This window comes from Rhodoplanes tepidamans, assembly GCF_030813915.1.
In the GTDB taxonomy this organism is placed as follows: Bacteria; Pseudomonadota; Alphaproteobacteria; order Rhizobiales; family Xanthobacteraceae; genus Rhodoplanes; species Rhodoplanes tepidamans.
The window spans coordinates 358,421-376,788 of record NZ_JAUSUJ010000003.1; the positions used below are offsets into that span (position 1 = coordinate 358,421).

At 72.2% G+C, this 18,368-nt stretch carries 18 protein-coding genes; all 18 read left to right on the plus strand.

Translation table 11 applies throughout. The features are described 5' to 3' along the window. Positions 1 to 61 precede the first annotated feature (61 nt). The 18 genes from J2S22_RS05880 to J2S22_RS05965 all read left to right on the plus strand — a co-directional run bounded on the left by J2S22_RS05880 (position 62) and on the right by J2S22_RS05965 (position 18,165). Positions 62 to 1,072, plus strand: a complete 1,011-nt coding sequence (locus tag J2S22_RS05880; protein WP_272777850.1) for an NADH-quinone oxidoreductase subunit B family protein — start codon at positions 62 to 64, stop codon at positions 1,070 to 1,072. Further along, on the plus strand, positions 1,069 to 2,520 hold the full coding sequence (locus J2S22_RS05885; protein WP_272777849.1) for a nickel-dependent hydrogenase large subunit: 1,452 nt from the start codon (positions 1,069 to 1,071) through the stop codon (positions 2,518 to 2,520). The genes J2S22_RS05880 and J2S22_RS05885 overlap by 4 nt, the downstream gene beginning before the upstream one ends. 235 nt (positions 2,521 to 2,755) lie before the next feature. Further along, positions 2,756 to 3,844 (plus strand): hydrogenase small subunit, encoded by a 1,089-nt coding sequence (locus tag J2S22_RS05890; protein ID WP_272777848.1) that lies wholly within the window; start codon positions 2,756 to 2,758, stop codon positions 3,842 to 3,844. A 17-nt stretch (positions 3,845 to 3,861) separates the two neighbouring features. Further along, positions 3,862 to 5,652: a nickel-dependent hydrogenase large subunit gene (locus tag J2S22_RS05895; protein WP_272777847.1), complete on the plus strand. Its 1,791-nt coding sequence runs from the start codon at positions 3,862 to 3,864 to the stop codon at positions 5,650 to 5,652. A gap of 174 nt (positions 5,653 to 5,826) precedes the next feature. Continuing rightward, complete coding sequence (gene cybH, locus J2S22_RS05900; RefSeq protein ID WP_272777846.1) at positions 5,827 to 6,552, plus strand: Ni/Fe-hydrogenase, b-type cytochrome subunit; 726 nt, start codon at positions 5,827 to 5,829, stop codon at positions 6,550 to 6,552. A 22-nt stretch (positions 6,553 to 6,574) separates the two neighbouring features. Further along, on the plus strand, positions 6,575 to 7,135 hold the full coding sequence (locus tag J2S22_RS05905; protein WP_272777884.1) for a HyaD/HybD family hydrogenase maturation endopeptidase: 561 nt from the start codon (positions 6,575 to 6,577) through the stop codon (positions 7,133 to 7,135). A 2-nt stretch (positions 7,136 to 7,137) separates the two neighbouring features. Continuing rightward, entirely contained in the window at positions 7,138 to 7,467 is a 330-nt protein-coding gene (locus tag J2S22_RS05910; RefSeq protein ID WP_272777845.1) for a HypC/HybG/HupF family hydrogenase formation chaperone, read from the plus strand. Between the two features lie 104 nt (positions 7,468 to 7,571). After that, positions 7,572 to 8,018 carry a thioredoxin domain-containing protein gene (locus J2S22_RS05915; protein WP_272777844.1) on the plus strand — a complete coding sequence of 149 codons (447 nt, stop codon included), beginning with the start codon at positions 7,572 to 7,574 and terminating at the stop codon, positions 8,016 to 8,018. Next, the gene (locus tag J2S22_RS05920; RefSeq protein WP_272777843.1) at positions 8,015 to 8,857 is read left to right on the plus strand and encodes a hydrogenase expression/formation protein; all 843 of its coding nucleotides are present in this window, start codon (positions 8,015 to 8,017) and stop codon (positions 8,855 to 8,857) included. Before J2S22_RS05915 ends, J2S22_RS05920 begins: the two co-directional genes overlap by 4 nt. After that, positions 8,854 to 9,063 (plus strand): rubredoxin, encoded by a 210-nt coding sequence (locus J2S22_RS05925; RefSeq protein WP_272777842.1) that lies wholly within the window; start codon positions 8,854 to 8,856, stop codon positions 9,061 to 9,063. The genes J2S22_RS05920 and J2S22_RS05925 overlap by 4 nt, the downstream gene beginning before the upstream one ends. Positions 9,064 to 9,096: 33 nt before the next feature. Further along, positions 9,097 to 9,438 carry a hydrogenase maturation nickel metallochaperone HypA gene (gene hypA, locus J2S22_RS05930; RefSeq protein WP_272777841.1) on the plus strand — a complete coding sequence of 114 codons (342 nt, stop codon included), beginning with the start codon at positions 9,097 to 9,099 and terminating at the stop codon, positions 9,436 to 9,438. Beyond that, positions 9,438 to 10,508, plus strand: a complete 1,071-nt coding sequence (gene hypB, locus J2S22_RS05935; protein ID WP_272777840.1) for a hydrogenase nickel incorporation protein HypB — start codon at positions 9,438 to 9,440, stop codon at positions 10,506 to 10,508. The genes hypA and hypB overlap by 1 nt, the downstream gene beginning before the upstream one ends. A gap of 6 nt (positions 10,509 to 10,514) precedes the next feature. After that, positions 10,515 to 12,809 carry a carbamoyltransferase HypF gene (gene hypF, locus J2S22_RS05940; protein WP_272777839.1) on the plus strand — a complete coding sequence of 765 codons (2,295 nt, stop codon included), beginning with the start codon at positions 10,515 to 10,517 and terminating at the stop codon, positions 12,807 to 12,809. 11 nt (positions 12,810 to 12,820) lie between these two features. After that, positions 12,821 to 13,054, plus strand: a complete 234-nt coding sequence (locus tag J2S22_RS05945) for a HypC/HybG/HupF family hydrogenase formation chaperone (protein ID WP_272777838.1) — start codon at positions 12,821 to 12,823, stop codon at positions 13,052 to 13,054. A 13-nt stretch (positions 13,055 to 13,067) separates the two neighbouring features. After that, positions 13,068 to 14,231 carry a hydrogenase formation protein HypD gene (gene hypD / locus J2S22_RS05950; RefSeq protein ID WP_272777837.1) on the plus strand — a complete coding sequence of 388 codons (1,164 nt, stop codon included), beginning with the start codon at positions 13,068 to 13,070 and terminating at the stop codon, positions 14,229 to 14,231. Continuing rightward, positions 14,228 to 15,298: a hydrogenase expression/formation protein HypE gene (gene hypE / locus J2S22_RS05955; RefSeq protein ID WP_272777836.1), complete on the plus strand. Its 1,071-nt coding sequence runs from the start codon at positions 14,228 to 14,230 to the stop codon at positions 15,296 to 15,298. Before hypD ends, hypE begins: the two co-directional genes overlap by 4 nt. Before the next feature lie 10 nt (positions 15,299 to 15,308). Further along, positions 15,309 to 16,757, plus strand: a complete 1,449-nt coding sequence (locus J2S22_RS05960; RefSeq protein ID WP_272777835.1) for a sigma-54-dependent transcriptional regulator — start codon at positions 15,309 to 15,311, stop codon at positions 16,755 to 16,757. Further along, positions 16,747 to 18,165 carry a sensor histidine kinase gene (locus J2S22_RS05965; RefSeq protein WP_272777834.1) on the plus strand — a complete coding sequence of 473 codons (1,419 nt, stop codon included), beginning with the start codon at positions 16,747 to 16,749 and terminating at the stop codon, positions 18,163 to 18,165. The genes J2S22_RS05960 and J2S22_RS05965 overlap by 11 nt, the downstream gene beginning before the upstream one ends. The last annotated feature ends 203 nt before the right edge of the window (positions 18,166 to 18,368 follow it).

The following is an 18,368-nucleotide window of genomic DNA, read 5'->3' on the forward strand; positions in this document are numbered from 1 at the left end:
CGCCCGGCCCGCCCTTGCCGGCTCCGGCCGCTGCTCTATCCTGGCGAGCGGGAGAGCATGCATGGCGGGACGGACCTTCGAGGTGCTGTGGCTCCAGGCGGCGGGATGCGGCGGCTGCACCATGGCCCTGCTCGACCGCGACGCCGGCCTGTTCGACGAGCTGCGGGCGCTCGGCATCCGGCTCCTGTGGCATCCGTCCTTCAGCGAGGAGACCGGCAGCGCCGTCGTCGACCTTCTCGCGGCGATCGAGCGCGGCGAGCGGCCGCTCGACGCCCTGCTGATCGAGGGCGCGGTGCTGCGCGGCCCGCACGGCACCGGCCTCGCCCAGCGCCTCGCCGGCACCGGCCGGACCATGCTGGAGATCGTGCGCGCGCTCGCGCCGCGGGCCGGCTGCTGCGTCGCGGTCGGAAGCTGCGCCGCCTATGGCGGCGTCTCGGCCGCGAGCCCCGATCCGATGGAGGCGACCGGCCTGCAGTTCGAGAAGGACTTCTTCGGCGGCCTGCTCGGGTCCGACTTCCGCTCCCGCAACGGACTGCCGGTCGTCAACATCGCCGGCTGCGCGCCGCACTCCGGCTGGGTGGTCGAGACGCTGACCGCGCTGGCGGCCGGCGCCCTCGACGCCGACGGGCTCGACGCCCACGGCCGGCCGCGCTTCTTCGCCGACCACCTCGCCCATCACGGCTGCAGCCGCAACGAGTTCTACGAGTACAAGGCGAGCGCCACCGCGGCCGGCGAGCGCGGCTGCCTGATGGAGCATCTCGGCTGCAAGGCGACCCAGTCGGTCGGCGACTGCAATCAGCGGAGCTGGTCGGGGGGTGGCGGCTGCACGCACGCCGGCTACGCCTGCATCGCCTGCACGTCGCCGGGGTTCGAGGACATCCGCGGCTTCACCACGACCCCGAAGGTCGCCGGCATCCCGGTCGGCCTGCCGCTCGACATGCCGAAGGCGTGGTTCATCGCCCTCGCCGCTCTGTCGAAGTCGGCGACGCCGCGGCGCGTGCGCGACAATGCGAGCGCCGATCGCACCGTGGTGCCGCCGCGCGGTGCCCCGCCGGGCGGCGGCGCCGGATGACGCGTCTCGTCGTCGGTCCGTTCAACCGCGTGGAAGGCGACCTCGAGCTCACGCTCGACGTCGCCGACGGCGCCGTCGCAGCGGCGCGGGTGTCGGCGCCGCTGTTCCGCGGCTTCGAGCGCATCCTGGTCGGGCGGCCGCCCGAGGACGCGCTCGCCATCGTGCCGCGCATCTGCGGCATCTGCTCGGTGTCGCAGTCGATGGCGGCGGCCGCGGCGCTGCGCGCCGCCATGGGCGTGACGCCGCCCCCGAACGGCGGGCTCGCCGCCGACCTCGCCCACGCGGCCGAGAACATCGCCGACCATCTGAGCCACTTCTACCTGTTCTTCATGCCGGACTTCTGCCGGGCCGAATATGCGGGCCGGCCGTGGTTCGAGGCGATCACCGCGCGCTTCAAGGCCGTCGAGGGAAGCGCCGCCGGCGACCTGCTACCCGCCCGCGCCCGGCTTCTCCACGTGGTCGGGATCCTGGCCGGCAAGTGGCCGCACGCCCTCGCCTTCCGCCCCGGCGGCACGACCCGCGCGGTCGATCTCGGCGAGACGATGCGGCTCGTCGCCACGGTCGCGCAGCTCCGCCGGTTTCTCGAACGGACGCTGTTCGCCGCGCCGCTGGACGCCGTCGCGGCCCTGGCCGATCCGGCGGCGCTGAACGCCTTCGCCGAGGCGTCGTCCAGCCGCGGCGGCGACTTCGCCGCGTTCCTGAGGATAGCCGGCGACCTCGACCTGCAGAGCCTCGGGCGCGGCACGACCGCGCTGATGAGCTACGGCGCCTATCGGGGCGGCGGCGAACCGCTGTTCCGGGCCGGGGTGTTCGATCCGGCGACCGGCGAGGTCCGCCCCGTCGCCGGCGCCGACATTCGCGAGGACACGAGCTCGGCCTGGCTCGCCGGCGGCCCTGCGCATCCGGCCGAGGCCGACACCCATCCGGCGCCGGACAAGCCCGGCGCCTACGGCTGGTCGAAGGCCCCGCGGCTCGCCGGCGAGCCGGTCGAGGTCGGCGCGCTCGCCCGCCAGGTCGTCGACGGCCTTCCGCTCGCCCGCGCCCTGATCGACGGCGGCGGCTCGAACGTCCTGGCCCGGGTGGTGGCGCGGCTCGTGGAGGTGGCCCGCGTCGCCCTCGCGATGGAGCGCTGGGTCGGCGCCCTGGATCCCGGCCAGCCGTTCAGCACCGCCGCCCCGCCCGTATCGGACGCCGCCGCCGACGGTCTGGTCGAAGCGGCCCGTGGCAGCCTCGGCCACTGGATCACCATCCAGGACGGCGAGATCGCGCGTTATCAGATCATTTCTCCCACGACGTGGAACTTCTCACCTCGCGATTCCGCCGGCGTGCCCGGCCCGCTCGAGCAGGCGCTGGTCGGCACCGCGGTCGGCGAGCGCGGTGCCGGTGCCGCCGCGATCCAGCACGTCGTGCGGTCCTTCGACCCCTGCATGGTCTGCACGGCGCATTGAGACGAGGCCCGGGCGAACCGCGTCTGGAAACAGAACGACCGACACTGACAACCAGGTTTCCAGGCCCGCCGCGGACCCGCCGCGTTCTGCTGCGCCGCACGCGGCCGAGTAGAACGTTCTATTATCAGCAATAGTCCAATTCGAAGGTGACGGCCGGCCGGCTGGCCCGCTTCTTGCCGATCCCTCTCCGAACGGCCCGGCCAACGGGCCTCGCCACACCAGGGGGAAACGGCCGATGGACGCTCCGCGCGAGACGTTCTACGACGTGATCCGGCGCCAGGGGATTTCGCGCCGCAGCTTCGTGAAATTCTGCAGCCTCACCGCGGCGAGCCTCGGGCTCGGCGCCAGCGGCGCCACGACGGTCGCGAACGCGCTGGAGACCAAGCCGCGCATCCCGGTGATCTGGATGCACGGGCTCGAATGCACCTGCTGCTCCGAGAGCTTCATCAGGTCCGCCCATCCGCTGGTGAAGGACGTCGTCCTGTCGATGATCTCGCTCGACTACGACGACACGATCATGGCGGCGGCCGGCCATCAGGCCGACGCCATCCTCCAGGAGACGCGGCAGAAGCACAAGGGCCAGTACATCCTAGCCGTCGAGGGCAATCCGCCGCTCAACGAGAACGGCATGTACTGCATCGACGGCGGCCGCCCGTTCGTCGAGAAGCTCGTCGAGATGGCGGACGATTCGCTCGCCGTGATCGCCTGGGGCGCCTGCGCCTCGTGGGGCTGCGTGCAGGCGGCCAAGCCCAACCCGACCCAGGCGGTGCCGATCGACAAGGTGATCAGGAACAAGCCGATCATCAAGGTGCCGGGCTGCCCGCCGATCGCCGAGGTGATGACCGGCGTTGTCGGCTACGTGGTGACGTTCGGCAGGCTCCCCGAGCTCGACCGCCAGGGCCGGCCGAAGATGTTCTACTCGCAGCGCATCCACGACAAGTGCTACCGGCGGCCGCATTTCGACGCCGGCCAGTTCGTCGAGGAGTGGGACGACGAGGGCGCGCGCAAGGGCTACTGCCTCTACAAGATGGGCTGCAAGGGCCCGACCACCTACAACGCCTGCTCGACGACGCGCTGGAACGGCGGCGTCTCGTTCCCGATCCAGTCGGGCCACGGCTGCATCGGCTGCTCGGAGGACGGCTTCTGGGACAAGGGCTCGTTCTACGACCGGCTGACCAACATCTCGGCCTTCGGGATCGAGGCCAATGCCGACCAGATCGGCATGGTGGCGGCCGGCACCGTGGCGGCCGGCCTCGCCGTGCACGCCGGGGTCACGGCGGTGCGCAAGCTGAGCGGCCGAGACGACCATCACCCGCACGCCTGAGCCCCCAGGAGCGCGCCATGACCATCCAGACTCCGAACGGCTTCTCGCTCGACAACGCCGGCAAGCGCGTCGTCGTCGACCCGGTGACCCGGATCGAAGGCCACCTGCGCGTCGAGGTGAACCTCGACCAGAACAACGTGATCCGCAACGCGGTGTCGACCGGCACCATGTGGCGCGGCATCGAGGTGATCCTGAAGGGCCGCGATCCGCGCGACGCTTGGGCGTTCACCGAGCGGATCTGCGGCGTGTGCACCGGCACCCACGCGCTGACCTCGGTGCGGGCCGTGGAGAACGCGCTCGGGATCGCGATCCCCGAGAACGCCAACACGATCCGCAACATCATGCAGCTGACCCTGCAGGTGCACGACCATCTGGTGCACTTCTATCATCTGCATGCGCTCGACTGGGTCGACGTGGTCTCGGCGCTCAGGGCCGACCCGAAGGCGACCTCGGCGCTCGCCCAGTCGATCTCGCCGTGGCCGCTGTCGTCGCCCGGCTACTTCAAGGACCTTCAGATCCGGCTGCAGAAGTTCGTCGATTCGGGACAGCTCGGACCGTTCAAGAACGGCTACTGGGGGCACCCGGCCTACAAGCTGCCGCCCGAGGCCAACCTGATGGCAGTCGCGCACTATCTCGAGGCCCTCGACTTCCAGAAGGAGATCGTCAAGATCCACACGGTCTACGGCGGCAAGAACCCGCATCCGAACTGGCTGGTCGGCGGCGTTCCGTGCGCCATCAACGTCGACGGAACCGGGGCGGTCGGCGCCGTCAACATGGAGCGGCTCAATCTCGTCTCGTCGATCATCGACCAGACGCTCGCCTTCGTCGAGCAGGTCTACATCCCGGACCTGGTGGCGATCGCCGGATTCTACAAGGACTGGCTCTACGGCGGCGGCCTGTCGTCGACCTCGGTGATGTCGTACGGCGACATTCCCGAATACGCCAACGACTACTCCGACCGGAGCCTGCAGCTGCCGCGCGGCGTCATCCTCGGCGGCAATCTGAAGGAAATCTTCCCGATCGACCTCGAGGCGCCCGGAGAGGTGCAGGAGTTCGTCACCCACTCCTGGTACAGATATCCGGACGAGAGCCGCGGCCTGCATCCTTACGACGGCGTCACCGAGCCGAACTTCGCGCTCGGCCCGGCGACCAAGGGCACCAGGACCAACATCGAGGCGCTGGACGAGGGCGCGAAATACTCGTTCATCAAGGCGCCGCGCTGGAAGGGCAACGCCGTCGAGGTCGGGCCGCTCGCCCGCTACATCATCGGCTACGCCCAGGGCAAGCCCGAGTTCAAGGAGCCGGTCGACAAGCTCCTGAAGACGCTCGACGTGCCGGTGACGGCGCTGTTCTCGACGCTGGGCCGCACCGCGGCGCGCGGCCTCGAGTGCCAGTGGGCGGCGCAGAAGCTCCGGTACTACCAGGACAAGCTGGTCGCCACCATCAAGGCCGGCGATCTCGCGACCGCCAACACCGACCGTTGGCAGCCGGCGAGCTGGCCCAAGGAGGCGAAGGGCGTCGGCTTCACCGAGGCGCCGCGCGGCGCGCTCGCGCACTGGATCAGGATCAAGGACACCAAGATCGACAACTACCAGTGCGTCGTGCCGACCACCTGGAACGGCAGCCCGCGCGACCCCAAGGGCAACATCGGCGCCTTCGAGGCCGCCCTCCTCGACACCCCGATGGCGGATCCGAACCAGCCGCTGGAGATCATCCGCACCCTGCACTCCTTCGACCCGTGCCTCGCCTGCTCGACCCATGTGATGAGTCCGGACGGCCGGGAGATGGCGACCGTCACGGTGCGGTAGCTCCGCCCGCCGCAGCGGCGATCTTCACCTCTCCCCTGCGGGGAGAGGTCGGACCGCGGAGCGGTCCGGGTGAGGTAGTCACGGCCGAGCCGCAGACCAGGACGTGGATGGCCGGGAGGAGCCCGGCCATGACGAAGAACGAGAAAGAATCTCGTACAGGAGAGGGGAAACGCCATGGCCCAGGCATCCGGTCTCCCCGGTGTCATCGATCGCGTCGACGAGCGCGCGCCGCGCCGGCAGACCGTCTACGTCTATCAGGCGCCGGTGCGCATCTGGCACTGGACGACGGTGCTGTGCATCCTGGTGCTCGGCGTCACCGGCTATCTGATCGGCTCGCCGCCGCCCTCGCTGTCCGGCGAGGCGAGCGCCCATTACCAGATGGGCTACATCCGCTTCGCCCATTTCGCCGCCGGCTACGTGCTGGCGATCGGCTTCGTCTTCCGCTTCCTCTGGGCCTTCGTCGGCAACAAGTGGTCGCGCCAGATCTTCGTCCTGCCGGTGTGGGACCGCGCCTGGTGGTGGGGCCTGATCTACGAGATAAAGTGGTACCTGTTCCTCGTCCGCGACCCGAAGAAGTACATCGGCCACAACCCGGCCGGCCACGCCTCGATGTTCGCGCTGGTGCTGATGCTCACCTTCATGATCTGCACCGGCTTCGCCATGTACGGCGAGGGCGCCGGCATCGAGTCCTGGCAGTACCGGATGTTCGGCTGGGTGTTCGCGATCTTCCCGAACTCGCAGGACGTCCACACCTGGCATCACCTCGGCATGTGGGGCATCGTCGTCTTCGTCATCGGCCACGTCTACGCGGCGGTGCGCGAGGACATCCTGTCGCGCCAGAGCATGATCTCGTCGATCGTCTCGGGCGAGCGCGTGTTCCGCGACGACTTCCGGGAGTGAGCCCGTGGACACGACGCACGACATGCCCCGGACCCTGGTGCTCGGGATCGGCAACATCCTGTGGGGCGACGAGGGCTTCGGCATCCGCGCCGTGGAGGAGTTCTTCCGCGCCTGGTCGATGCCCGAGGACGTGGCCGTGATCGACGGCGGCACCCAGGGCCTCTACCTCGTGCAGTTCGTCACCGGGGCGGATCGCCTGCTGGTGTTCGACGCGATCGACTACGGCCTGCCGCCCGGAACGCTGAAGATCGTGCGCGACGGCGAGGTGCCGAAGTTCACCGGCGCCAAGAAGATGAGCCTGCACCAGACCGGCTTCCAGGAGGTCCTCTCGGCGGCCGACCTGCTCGGCCGCTATCCGGCGCGGCTCGCGCTGGTCGGCTGTCAGCCGCTGGATCTGGAGAACTGGGGCGGCGCCCTCACCGACCCGGTGCGGAACGCCGTCGCGCCGGCGATCGCGGCCGCTGTCGACATCCTGCGCGAGTGGGGCGTCGCCGTGTCGCCGCGCGGCGCCGGCGGCTGCGCACGGGCGCGCCTGCTCGCCCACGACCTCGACTTCGCCTCCTACGAACGGCGGGCCGTCTGACCATGTGCATCGGCCTTCCCATGCGGATCGTCGCGGCCGACGCGTTCACGGCGACCTGCGAACGGCGCGGCGCCGTCGAGATCGTCTCGCTCCTGCTCGTCGGCCCGCAGCCGGTCGGCACGCCGGTGCTGGTGCATCTCGGCACCGCCGTGCGGGTGCTCGACCCGGACGAGGCGCGACGCATCGACGATGCGCTCGACGGGGTCGCGGCGGCCCTCGCGGGCGGCGCCTTCGAGCACCTGTTCGCCGACCTGATCGATCGCGAGCCCGCGCTGCCCGCCCACCTCGTCGCTGCGGCGGATCCCGCCGGGACCCCGCCACCTGATAAGTGATCTTCCGAAGTGGCAGCAATGTTTCCACCCGGCCATCCTCTTCGCCGCGACAAGGCCGGGCGCACCGAACGATGCCGCCGCGCAAGCACGCCCGGGAGGATGACGTGACGCCGTCATGTGTCGACCGCCTGATCGAGAGATACGACCTGCCCGTGGTCGATGCCGCCTCGATCGATGCCGTCCTGGCGCCCGCCGCCGGCGCGCCCGCGCACGTCCTCCTGTTCTTCGCCGGTGATCCGGCCGCGCATCGCGAGACCCCGGATGTGGCGGTCGTCCTGCCCGAGCTCCTGGCCGCCTTCCGGGGCCGGCTGCGGGCCGCCGTGGTGGCCCGCACGGCGGAGGACACGCTGAAGCGCCGGTTCCACGTCGCGGTGCTGCCGAGCCTGGTGATGACCCGCGGCACCGAGCCGCTCGGCGTCCTGCCGCGCATCTGCGACTGGGCCGACTACACGGCCCGCATCGCCGTCTGGCTCGATCCGTCGGCGCCCGTGCTGGCGCCCTCGCGCGGGCCGCAGGTCGAGATCGTCACGCCGGCGAGGGCCTCGGCATGAAGGCCGGATTCTGGATCGCGCCGGAGGGCGCCGACAGCGTCGTGACGCTCCTGCCGGTCGGCGCCGAGCGGGACCGCCGTCCCGGCGCCCTGCTCGCCGGCCGCGACGGCGCCGACACGATCGCCCGCTGCCCGCGCGTCGCCGCCCTGGTCCCGCTGCTGGTCGAGGCGCTCGCCGCCCAGACGGCCGACCGGCCCGGGCGGCTGTTCGACCTCGCCGGGCTCGACGAGACCGAGCTGAAGCTGATCGCCGACGTCATCGGGGAAGGCGAGGTCGCCGCCACGGTGGCGCTGCCGGACGGGGTCGTCGCGCAGATCTGCGAGGCCGTGATGGCCGGCCTGTGGCGGGTCCGCTTCGTCGACGCCGAGGGGCGGCCGCTCGCCGACTATCTGGAGGTCGGTGCGATCCCCGAGGCGGTCCGCCGCGCCGCCGCCATGACGGCACCGGCGATCGCGGTCGGCGCGCCGCCGGCCGGCGCCATGAACGCGCTGCCGGTGCTCGCCGAGATCCGCGAGCGCATGACGGCCTGGCGGCCGGGCGCGCCGAACCACACCATCACGTTCTCGCTGCTGCCGATGTCGCCCGACGACATGGCCTTCCTGCAGGCGACGCTGGGCGACGGACCGGTGCGCATCGTGTCGAGCGGCTACGGGAGCTGCCGGGTGCTCGCCACCGGGGCCCGTCACGTCTGGTCGGTGCAGTTCTTCAACGCCGCCGACGAGATCGTCCTCGACACGCTGGAGATCGGCGACGTGCCGGCGGCCGCCTGCGCGGCGGCCGACGATTTCCGCGACTCCGCCGCGCGGCTGCGCCAGATCGAGGAGGCCTATTTCCGATGAGCCGCGATCCGGCGCTCCCCGATCCTCCGGCCCCCGGCGACCGCATGGAATGCGGCGTGTGCTGGACCGTGTACGATCCGGCGAGCGGCGACCCGGTCTGGCAGGTGGCCCCCGGCACGCCGTTCGCGGCGCTGCCCGAGGACTGGCGCTGTCCCCACTGCGACGCGCCGCGCGACCGCTTCCTCAGGCTCGCCCATGCGGACTGATCACCTCGCCCCGCCGGACCCGGACGGATCGGCATGCACGAGATGGCGCTGAGCGCGAGCGTGATCGCCCTGGTCGAGGACGCGGCCCGCCGCGAGAACTTCTCGCGCGCCCGGGTCGTGGTGCTGGAGCTCGGCGAGCTCGGCCATGTCGAGCCGGAGGCGATGCTGTTCTGCTTCGACGCGGTGAGCCGCGGCACCGTGGCGGAGGGCGCGCGGCTCGACATCGTGCGGGTGCCGGGCGCCGGCTGGTGCCTCGACTGCGCCAGGACGGTGGCCCTGTCGGAACGGTTCGGGGCCTGCCCCGACTGCGGCGGCCGCCGGGTGCAGATGACCGCGGGCGACGAGCTTCGGGTGCGCGAGCTGGAGGTCGACTGATGTGCAGCGTGTGCGGATGCGGGACGGGGTCGGTGGAGGGGGTGGGCACGGCGGACGTGCACGGGCATGCGCATCCGCACAGCCATGATCACGACCATGCGCACGAGCACGTGCACGCCCACACGCACATGCATGCCGACGGGACCGTGCACAGCCACGCCCACGGCCACACCCATGCGCACGGCCATTCGCACGATCACGGCCATGACCATGACAATGATCACGATCGGACCCCGCACGATCATGATCACGCGCACCTGCATGCCGAGGGGGCGCCGCACGACCATGCGCACGACCACGTCCACGGCGCGGACGGCACGCTCGACTACGGGGCCGGGACGGGCGGCGCGTCGGTGCCGGGGCTGAGCCAGGCCCGGATCGTCCGCATCGAGCGCGACATCCTCGCCCACAACGACGCCCATGCGCACGACAACCGGGTGCGGCTCGCCGCCGCCGGCGTGTTCGCCCTCAACCTGGTGTCGAGCCCGGGCTCGGGCAAGACGACCCTGCTGGTGCGCACCATCGCGGATCTGGCCGGCCGGCTGCCGGTCGCCGTGATCGAGGGCGACCAGCAGACCTCGAACGACGCCGCCCGCATCCGCGCCACCGGCGCACCGGCGATCCAGATCAACACCGGCAAGGGCTGCCACCTCGACGCCCACATGGTCGGCCACGCGCTGGCGCAGCTGCCGCTCGCGGCCGGCGGCGTGCTGTTCGTCGAGAACGTCGGCAACCTGGTCTGCCCGGCCGCCTTCGACCTCGGCGAGGCCCACAAGGTGGTGGTGCTGTCGGTCACCGAGGGCGAGGACAAGCCGCTCAAGTATCCGGACATGTTCGCGGCGGCCGACCTGATGCTGCTGAACAAGTCGGACCTGCTGCCGCATGTCGAGTTCGACGTCGCGGCGTGCGTCGCCGCCGCGCTGCGGGTCAATCCGCGGCTGAAGACGCTGGTCGTGTCGGCCCGCACCGGCGAGGGGCTGCCGGCGTTCTACGCCTGGCTGGAGGCGGGCGCGGCACTGGCCAAGGCCTCGGCCTCGGCCGCGGCCGCCGCGCCGATCCCGCCGGAGTGACCCGCGATGCTCTCCGCCCCGCCGAAAGAGCCCGGCGCGCCGGTGTCGCGCGAGCGGCTGCGGCTGCGCGGGGTCGTGCAGGGCGTCGGCATGCGGCCGTTCGTGTTCGGGCTCGCCGAGCGGTTCGGCCTCGCCGGGTCGGTGCGCAACGACGCCGAGGGGGTGCTGATCGAGGCCGAGGGATCCGCGATCGAGGCCTTCGTCGCGGCGCTGCGCGAGAATGCGCCGCCGCTGGCGCGGATCGACGCGGTCGAGCGCACCGTGCTGGTGCCGACCGGCGAGCGCGGCTTCGCCATCGTCGCGAGCGTCGGCGGCCGCGCCGCGACCCTGGTCCCGGCCGACGCCGCGACCTGCACGGCCTGCCTGGACGAGCTGTTCGACCCGGCGAGCCGGTTCCATCTGTACCCGTTCGTCAACTGCACCCATTGCGGGCCGCGCTACACCATCACGCGGCGGGTGCCCTACGACCGGCCGAACACCGCGATGGCGGGCTTCGCCATGTGCCCGGCCTGCGCGGCGGCTTACGAGAATCCGCGCGACCGCCGTTTCCATGCCGAGCCGGTGGCGTGCCCGGTCTGTGGCCCGCAGCTGAGCCACTCCGCCGGCGAGATCGCCGCAGCGATTCGGGCCGGCAGGATCGTCGCGCTGAAGGGCATCGGCGGCTTCCACCTGATGTGCGACGCGACGGACGAGGCCGTGGTCGCCGAGCTGCGCCGACGCAAGCGCCGCGACGCCAAGCCGTTCGCCGTGATGGTGGCGAACGCCGCCTCGCTCGCGCTGTTCGCGGCACCGGGCGCCGCCCATCTGGCGCTGGCCGAGACCCCGGCACGGCCGATCGTGCTGATGCCGCTGCGAGGCGATGGTGAGAGACTCGCACCGTCCGTCGCCCCGAGCCTCGCCCAGGTCGGCCTGGTGCTCCCCTACGCGCCCGTGCACCATCTCCTGTTCCATGCACTGCTGGGCTGTCCGGACGGCCGCGCGTGGCGCGAGGCCCCGCATCCCGTGGCGCTGGTGGCGACCAGCGCCAATCCGGGCGGCGAGCCGCTGGTGGTCGACGACGCCGATGCGCGACGCCGCCTCGCCGGCATCGCCGACCTGATCGTCGGCCACGGCCGGCCGATCGTGGTGCGGGCCGACGATTCGGTCATGACCGTGATCGACGGCGCACCGGCCTTCGTCCGCCGGGCCCGCGGCGTCGTGCCGGACCCGGTCGACCTCGGCCGCGACGGTCCCTGCGTGCTGGCCCTCGGCGCCCACCTGAAGGCGACCGTGTGCGTGACGCGCGGCCGCGAGGCCTTCGTGTCCCAGCATGTCGGCGACCTCGACACCGCCGAGACGGTGACGTTCTATCGCGAGACGATCGCGCATCTGACCGCGATCCTGGACGTGACGCCCGAGGGCGTCGCCTGCGACCTGCATCCCGACTACCGCTCGACCCGGCTCGCCGAGGAGCTCGGACCCCCGGTCGTGCGCGTCCAGCACCATGCGGCGCACGTCGCCGCCGTCGCGGCCGAACACGGCGTGCCGGGACCGGTGCTGGGGGTCGCCCTCGACGGCCATGGCATCGGCGAGACCGACGGCCAGCCGGGCGGCAACTGGGGCGGCGAGCTGATCGAGGTCGACGGTGCCGGCTGGCGCCGGCTCGGCCATCTGGCGCCGCTGGCGCTGCCGGGCGGCGACCGGGCGGCGCGGGAGCCGTGGCGCATGGCGGTGGCGGCGCTCGCCGCGATCGGGCGCGCCGGCGAGGCGGCGTGCCGTTTCCCCGCCGTTACGATCGCCGGCGCGCTGGCGGCGCGCATCGACGGAGCGCCGGTCACCACCAGCCTCGGGCGGCTGTTCGACGCGGCGGCCGGACTGCTCGGCGTGCGCACACATCAGGCCCACGAGGGGCAGGCCGCCATGGAGCTCGAGGCGCTCTGCGGCGCGCCCCGGACGCTCGCTCACGGGTTCGTCCTCGCCGACGGCGTGCTCGACTTCGCCCCGCTGCTGGCGGCGCTCGCCGACTGCGACGACGCGCGCGCCGGCGCCGCCCTGTTCCACGGAACGCTGATCGCCGGGCTCGGCGCCTGGATCGGCGAGGCGGCGCAGGCGCGCGATCACCGAACCGTCGCGCTCGGCGGCGGCTGCCTGATGAACCGGGTGCTGGCCGAGGGCCTCGCCGCGGACCTGCGCGGGCGCGGCCTCGTGCCGCTGCTCGCCCGGAAGCTTCCCCCCAACGACGGCGGGCTGTCGCTCGGCCAGGCCGTGATGGCGCGCGCCGCCATGGCCTCGGCCTCGGCCGCGGCCGGCGGGTCGCAGTGAAGGAGAGTGCCATGTGCCTCGCGATACCGGCCCGGGTGACGGCGCTGCTGCCCGATGGGATGGCCAAGGTGAGCCTGGACGGGGTGAGCAAGGTGATCTCGGTGGCGCTGGTCGAGGGCGTCGCGCCGGGCGACTACGTGGTGCTGCATGTCGGCTACGCGCTGGCGAGGATCGACGCCGCCGAGGCGGAGCGCACCCTGGCGCTGCTCGCCGAGGCGGGGGCGCGACCGGCCGCGGCGCTCTGAGGGAGGCTTCGCCATGAAGTATGTCGACGAGTACCGCGACGGCGCGCTGGCGAAGCGGATCGCCGCGGCGATCGCGGCCGAGGCCCGATCCGACCGCCGTTATCACTTCATGGAGTTCTGCGGTGGCCACACCCACGCGATCTCGCGCTACGGCATCGAGGATCTGCTCCCCCGCGGCGTGAGGATGATCCACGGGCCCGGCTGCCCGGTCTGCGTGCTGCCGGTGGGCCGCATGGACGACGCGATCCGGCTGGCGCAGCGGCCCGGCGTGACGCTGTGCACCTATGGCGACCTGATGCGGGTGCCGGGCTCGGACGGATCGAGCCTGCTGAAGGCCAAGGCGGCCGGGGCCGACATCCGGATGGTGTACTCGACCCTCGACGCGCTGAAGATCGCCGCGGCGGAGCCCGGCCGCGAGGTGGTGTTCTTCGCCATCGGGTTCGAGACGACGACGCCGCCGACCGCGGTGGCGATCGAGACGGCGGCGCGCCGGGGGCTGAAGAACTTCACGATCTTCTGCAATCACGTGCTCACGCCGGCGGCGATCCGGGCGATCATGGAGAGCCCGGAGGCGAAGCGCGGCGAGGTGTCGCTCGACGGCTTCGTCGGGCCGGCGCACGTGTCGACCGTGATCGGCACGGCGCCCTACGGGTTCTGTGCCGCGCAGTACGGCAAGCCCGTGGTGGTGGCGGGATTCGAGCCGCTCGACGTGATGCACGCGATCCTGATGCTGGTGCGGCAGGTGAACGAGGGCCGGACCGAGATCGAGAACCAGTACATCCGGGCCGTGACGCCGGAGGGCAACCGCACCGCGCAGGCGCTGGTGGCGAAGCTGTTCGAGCCGCGCGAGAGCTTCGAGTGGCGTGGGCTGGGCGAGGTGCCGTTCGGGGCGCTGCGGCTGCGCGAAGACTATGCGAGCTTCGACGCGGAGCGGCGCTTCGGCATCGTCACGGTGCCGGCGCGCGACAATCCGGCCTGCGACTGCGGCGCCATCCTGCGCGGCGTGAAGCGGCCGGCGGACTGCCGGCTGTTCGGCACGGCGTGCACGCCGGAGACGCCGATGGGGTCGTGCATGGTGTCCTCGGAGGGCGCCTGCGCGGCGCACTGGACCTATGGGCGGTTCCGCCAGCACGCCCGGGCGCGCGAGGCCGGCGTGGTCGAAGGAGCTTCGGCATGAACGACCAGACACTCCCGCGCCCGCGGCATCGCCGGCTCGACGTGAGGACCGGCCGGGTGGAGCTGACCCATGGGGCGGGCGGGCGAGCCATGGCGCAGCTGATCGCCGACATCTTCGCGCCGGCGCTGGCGAACCCGTATCTGGCGCAGGGCAACGATCAGGCCGCGATGCCGCTGCCGGCCGGCGCGGCGGGCGGGCGGCTGGTGATGACGACCGACGGCTACGTGGTGTCGCCGCTGTTCTTCCCGGGCGGCGACATCGGCTCGCTCGCCGTGCACGGCACCATCAACGACATCGCGATGAGCGGGGCGGTGCCGCTGTGGCTGTCGGCGAGCTTCATCATCGAGGAGGGTTTTCCGCTCGCCGACCTGCAGCGCATCGCCGCGAGCATGGGCGCGGCGGCAAGGGACGCCGGCGTGCCGGTGGTGACGGGCGACACCAAGGTGGTGGAGCGCGGCAAGGCGGACGGGGTGTTCGTCGCGACGGCGGGGGTCGGGCTGGTGCCGGCCGGGCTCGAGCTGTCGGGCGACCGGGCACGGCCCGGCGACGCGGTGCTGCTGTCCGGCTCGATCGGCGACCACGGGGTCGCCATCATGTCGAGCCGCGAGAACCTGGAGTTCGAGACCGCGATCGTGTCCGACTCGGCCGCCCTGCACGGGCTGGTGGCCGCCATGGTGGCGGCGGCGGGCCCGTCGCTGCGGCTGATGCGCGACCCGACGCGGGGCGGGCTGGCCGCGACCCTCAACGAGGTCGCCCACCAGTCCGGCGTCGGGATCGTGATCGAGGAGGAGGCGATCCCGGTGAAGCCGGAGGTCGCCGCCGCCTGCGAGCTGCTCGGGCTGGAGCCGCTGAACGTGGCGAACGAGGGCAAGCTGGTGGCCGTGGTCGCGGCGGAGGTCGCCGACACGCTGCTCGCCGCCATGCGGGCCCATCCGCTCGGCCGCGACGCCGCGTGCGTCGGCACCGTCGTCGACGATCCTCACCGCTTCGTCCAGATGACCACCGCGTTCGGCGGCGGCCGAATCGTCGACTGGCTCGCCGGCGAGCAGCTCCCCAGAATCTGCTGAGGCCGCCCGCATGCCCTCGCCCAACACGGTCCTGGTGGTGGACGACGAGATCCGCTCGGTGGAATCGATCCGCCGCGTCCTCGCCGACGAGTTCGAGGTGATCGGCGCCCACGACGCCGCCGAGGCCGAGACCGTCCTGGCCGGAGAGATGGTGCAGGTGATCCTGTGCGACCAGCGCATGCCGGGCGAGACCGGCGTCGCCTTCCTGAAGCGGGTGCGCGAGCAGTGGCCGGATCCGGTCCGCCTGATCATCTCGGGCTACATGGATTCCGAGGACATCATCGCCGGCATCAACGAGGCCGGCATCTATCAGTTCATCACCAAGCCGTGGCAGCCCGACAAGCTGATCGAGAGCGTGCGCGAGGCGGCCGAGCTGTTCCGCCTGCAGAAGGAGGCCGGCGGCGTCACGGTCGAGGCGAAGCCGAGCGAGGCGAGGCTGCGCAGCGTCGTCGCCGCCCGCCGCGGCGCCGAGCGTGCCGGCTCCGGCTTCGACGCCATCGTGCACGCGCCGGAAAGCCCCATCGCGGAGGTGATCGGCCTCGCCCGCCGCGCCACCGAGTACGACATCTCGGTGCTGATCACCGGCGCCTCCGGGACCGGCAAGGAGCTCCTGGCGCGCGCCATTCACCACGGGTCGAGCCGCGCCGGACAGCCGTTCGTGATCGAGAACTGCGGGGCCCTGCCCGACCAGCTCCTGGAAAGCGAGCTGTTCGGCTGCAAGAAGGGCGCCTTCACGGGCGCCTATCAGGATCGCATCGGCCTGTTCGAGGTGGCGGACGGCGGCACCATCTTCCTCGACGAGATCGGCGAGACGTCGCCGTCGTTCCAGGTCAAGCTGCTGCGCGTGCTGCAGGAGGGCGAGATCCGTCCGCTCGGGGCGCAGCGCCCCCGCAAGGTGAACGTGCGGGTCGTCTCCGCCACCAACCGCGACCTCGAGACCGAGGTGGCGGCCGGCCGCTTCCGCCGCGACCTGTACTATCGCCTCGCCGCCTTCCCGCTGCACGTGCCGGCCCTCGCCGACCGGCCCATGGACATTCCGCCGATCGCCGCCCGCATCCTGCGCGACGTCAACCAGTCGTTCCATCGCGCCGTCGCCGGCTTCCAGGCGGAGACGCTGCGGCGGATGGCGACCTACGACTGGCCCGGCAACGTGCGCGAGCTGCACAACGAGATCCAGCGCATGGTCGCCCTCTCGGACGCCGACCTGCCGCTCGCTCCGCATCTCCTCTCGCCCCGCATCCTGCGTCCGACGCGACGCGATGCGACAGGGAGAAGCCTGAGGGACCGCATCGAGGCGCTGGAGCGGGCGGAAATCCAGGAGGCGCTGGAGCGCTGCGGCGGCAACATCAGCCGCGTCGCCGGCCATCTCGGCCTGTCCCGCGTCGGCCTGCGCGCCAAGATGCAGCGCCTCGGCGTGCCGCGCCGGAACGGCAGCGGCGGAGCGGCCGATGGGCACTGACGGCCGCCGCCTGCCGCCGCCCGCCGCGCCGCGGTCGCGGCCGCATCCGATCGAGGCACAGCGCCCGAAGAACCTCGTCGCCCACATGGCGCGCGACGGCACCATCACGCTCGACGGCGACCACGAGCGGGTGTGGATCGACGTGATCGACAAGATCGACGAGGTCTATTCCGACCTGCTCCGCTACGAGAGCGACCTTGAGCGCAAGAACACCGCGCTGGAGGAGGCGCAGGCCTTCATCGCGAGCGTGCTCGCCTCGGTGTCGGACATCCTGGTGGTGGTCGACGAGCGCGCCGCCATCGTCCAGGTCAATGCCGCCTTCGAGCGGCTGGTCGGCGAGCCCGAGGCGGCGCTGATCGGCCGCTCGCTCCTCGACCTCGTCGAACCCCCGGACCGGCGGCCGCTGGCCGACGCCCTCGCCCGCGGCGCCGGCACCGGCGAAGTGGAGGTGCGGTTCCGCACGACCGCCGGATCCTCCGACCTGATGGCGATCGCCGCCTCGGTCCGCCGCGGCCGCAACGCCCGCCGGGCCGGTGCCGTGCTCACCGGCCGGCCGATCGGCGAGCTCCGGCGCGCCTACATGGCGCTCGACAACGCGCATCGCGATCTCAAGGACGCGCAGCGCACCCTGATCGAGCAGGAGAAGATGGCGAGCATCGGCCGGCTGGTCGCCGGCGTCGCGCACGAGCTGAACAATCCGATCAGCTTCGTCTACGGCAATCTGCACGCGCTCGCCCGCTACCGCGACACGATCGTGCGCTATCTCGACGCCCTGCACGCGACGCCGCAGCCCCCGGACGCCGGGCGGCTGCGGCGCGAGCTGAAGATCGACGCCATCCTGGCCGACCTCGCCCCGCTGCTCGACGGCACGCTCGAAGGCGCCGTCCGCATCAGCGAGATCGTCCGCAACCTGCGCCGGCTGTCGTTCACGAGCCCGCGCGAGCGGCATCCGGTCGACCTGGAGGCGACGGTGCGCACCGCCGCCCAGCTCGCGCAGCGCGCCAAGGCCGGCGCCGCCCGGGTGACGCTCGATCTCGCCGCCGGCGTCTGCGCCGTCGGCGACGAGGGCAAGATCCACCAGGTGGTCGTCAACCTCGTCGACAATGCGCTCGACGCCGTCGCCGCGGTCGCCGATCCGGAGGTGGTGGTGACGCTCGCGGCCGAGGGCGGCGACGCCGTGATCACCATCGCCGACAACGGTCCGGGCATCGAGCCGGCGATCGCCGACAAGGTGTTCGAGCCGTTCTTCACCACCAAGCCGGTCGGCAAGGGCACCGGCCTCGGCCTGTGGATCTCCTACTCGATCGTCACCGAGCACGGCGGCTCGCTGTCGCTCGGCGGCCGCGAGCGCGGCGGCGCCTGCGTCACCGTGCGGCTGCCTGCCTGCACGGACGCCGTCTCCGCCTGAGCGGACGGACGCGGATGGTGAGGCGCGCCGAGGCCCGACCCGACGATCGAGCAGGACCTCGGCGGGCACCTTCGGCCTCTCCGGGGCCGCCTCCTCCTCGATCGCGATCGCGACGCCGGACCGGTGCGGTCCGCGCCGTGGACGTGATCGTGCGCAAGCGCGTGATCTGAGCGTGCCGATGGCCGTGCTCCGGGGCGCCCGCG

Bases quoted from the DNA above. Each gene is read 5' to 3' on its own strand.
- J2S22_RS05880 (WP_272777850.1), top strand. From the start codon at position 62: ATGGCGGGACGGACCTTCGAGGTGCTGTGGCTCCAGGCGGCGGGATGC.
- J2S22_RS05885 (WP_272777849.1), top strand. From the start codon at position 1,069: ATGACGCGTCTCGTCGTCGGTCCGTTCAACCGCGTGGAAGGCGACCTC.
- J2S22_RS05890 (WP_272777848.1), top strand. From the start codon at position 2,756: ATGGACGCTCCGCGCGAGACGTTCTACGACGTGATCCGGCGCCAGGGG.
- J2S22_RS05895 (WP_272777847.1), top strand. From the start codon at position 3,862: ATGACCATCCAGACTCCGAACGGCTTCTCGCTCGACAACGCCGGCAAG.
- cybH (WP_272777846.1), top strand. From the start codon at position 5,827: ATGGCCCAGGCATCCGGTCTCCCCGGTGTCATCGATCGCGTCGACGAG.
- J2S22_RS05905 (WP_272777884.1), top strand. From the start codon at position 6,575: ATGCCCCGGACCCTGGTGCTCGGGATCGGCAACATCCTGTGGGGCGAC.
- J2S22_RS05910 (WP_272777845.1), top strand. From the start codon at position 7,138: ATGTGCATCGGCCTTCCCATGCGGATCGTCGCGGCCGACGCGTTCACG.
- J2S22_RS05920 (WP_272777843.1), top strand. From the start codon at position 8,015: ATGAAGGCCGGATTCTGGATCGCGCCGGAGGGCGCCGACAGCGTCGTG.
- J2S22_RS05925 (WP_272777842.1), top strand. From the start codon at position 8,854: ATGAGCCGCGATCCGGCGCTCCCCGATCCTCCGGCCCCCGGCGACCGC.
- hypA (WP_272777841.1), top strand. From the start codon at position 9,097: ATGCACGAGATGGCGCTGAGCGCGAGCGTGATCGCCCTGGTCGAGGAC.
- hypB (WP_272777840.1), top strand. From the start codon at position 9,438: ATGTGCAGCGTGTGCGGATGCGGGACGGGGTCGGTGGAGGGGGTGGGC.
- hypF (WP_272777839.1), top strand. From the start codon at position 10,515: ATGCTCTCCGCCCCGCCGAAAGAGCCCGGCGCGCCGGTGTCGCGCGAG.
- J2S22_RS05945 (WP_272777838.1), top strand. From the start codon at position 12,821: ATGTGCCTCGCGATACCGGCCCGGGTGACGGCGCTGCTGCCCGATGGG.
- hypD (WP_272777837.1), top strand. From the start codon at position 13,068: ATGAAGTATGTCGACGAGTACCGCGACGGCGCGCTGGCGAAGCGGATC.
- hypE (WP_272777836.1), top strand. From the start codon at position 14,228: ATGAACGACCAGACACTCCCGCGCCCGCGGCATCGCCGGCTCGACGTG.
- J2S22_RS05960 (WP_272777835.1), top strand. From the start codon at position 15,309: ATGCCCTCGCCCAACACGGTCCTGGTGGTGGACGACGAGATCCGCTCG.
- J2S22_RS05965 (WP_272777834.1), top strand. From the start codon at position 16,747: ATGGGCACTGACGGCCGCCGCCTGCCGCCGCCCGCCGCGCCGCGGTCG.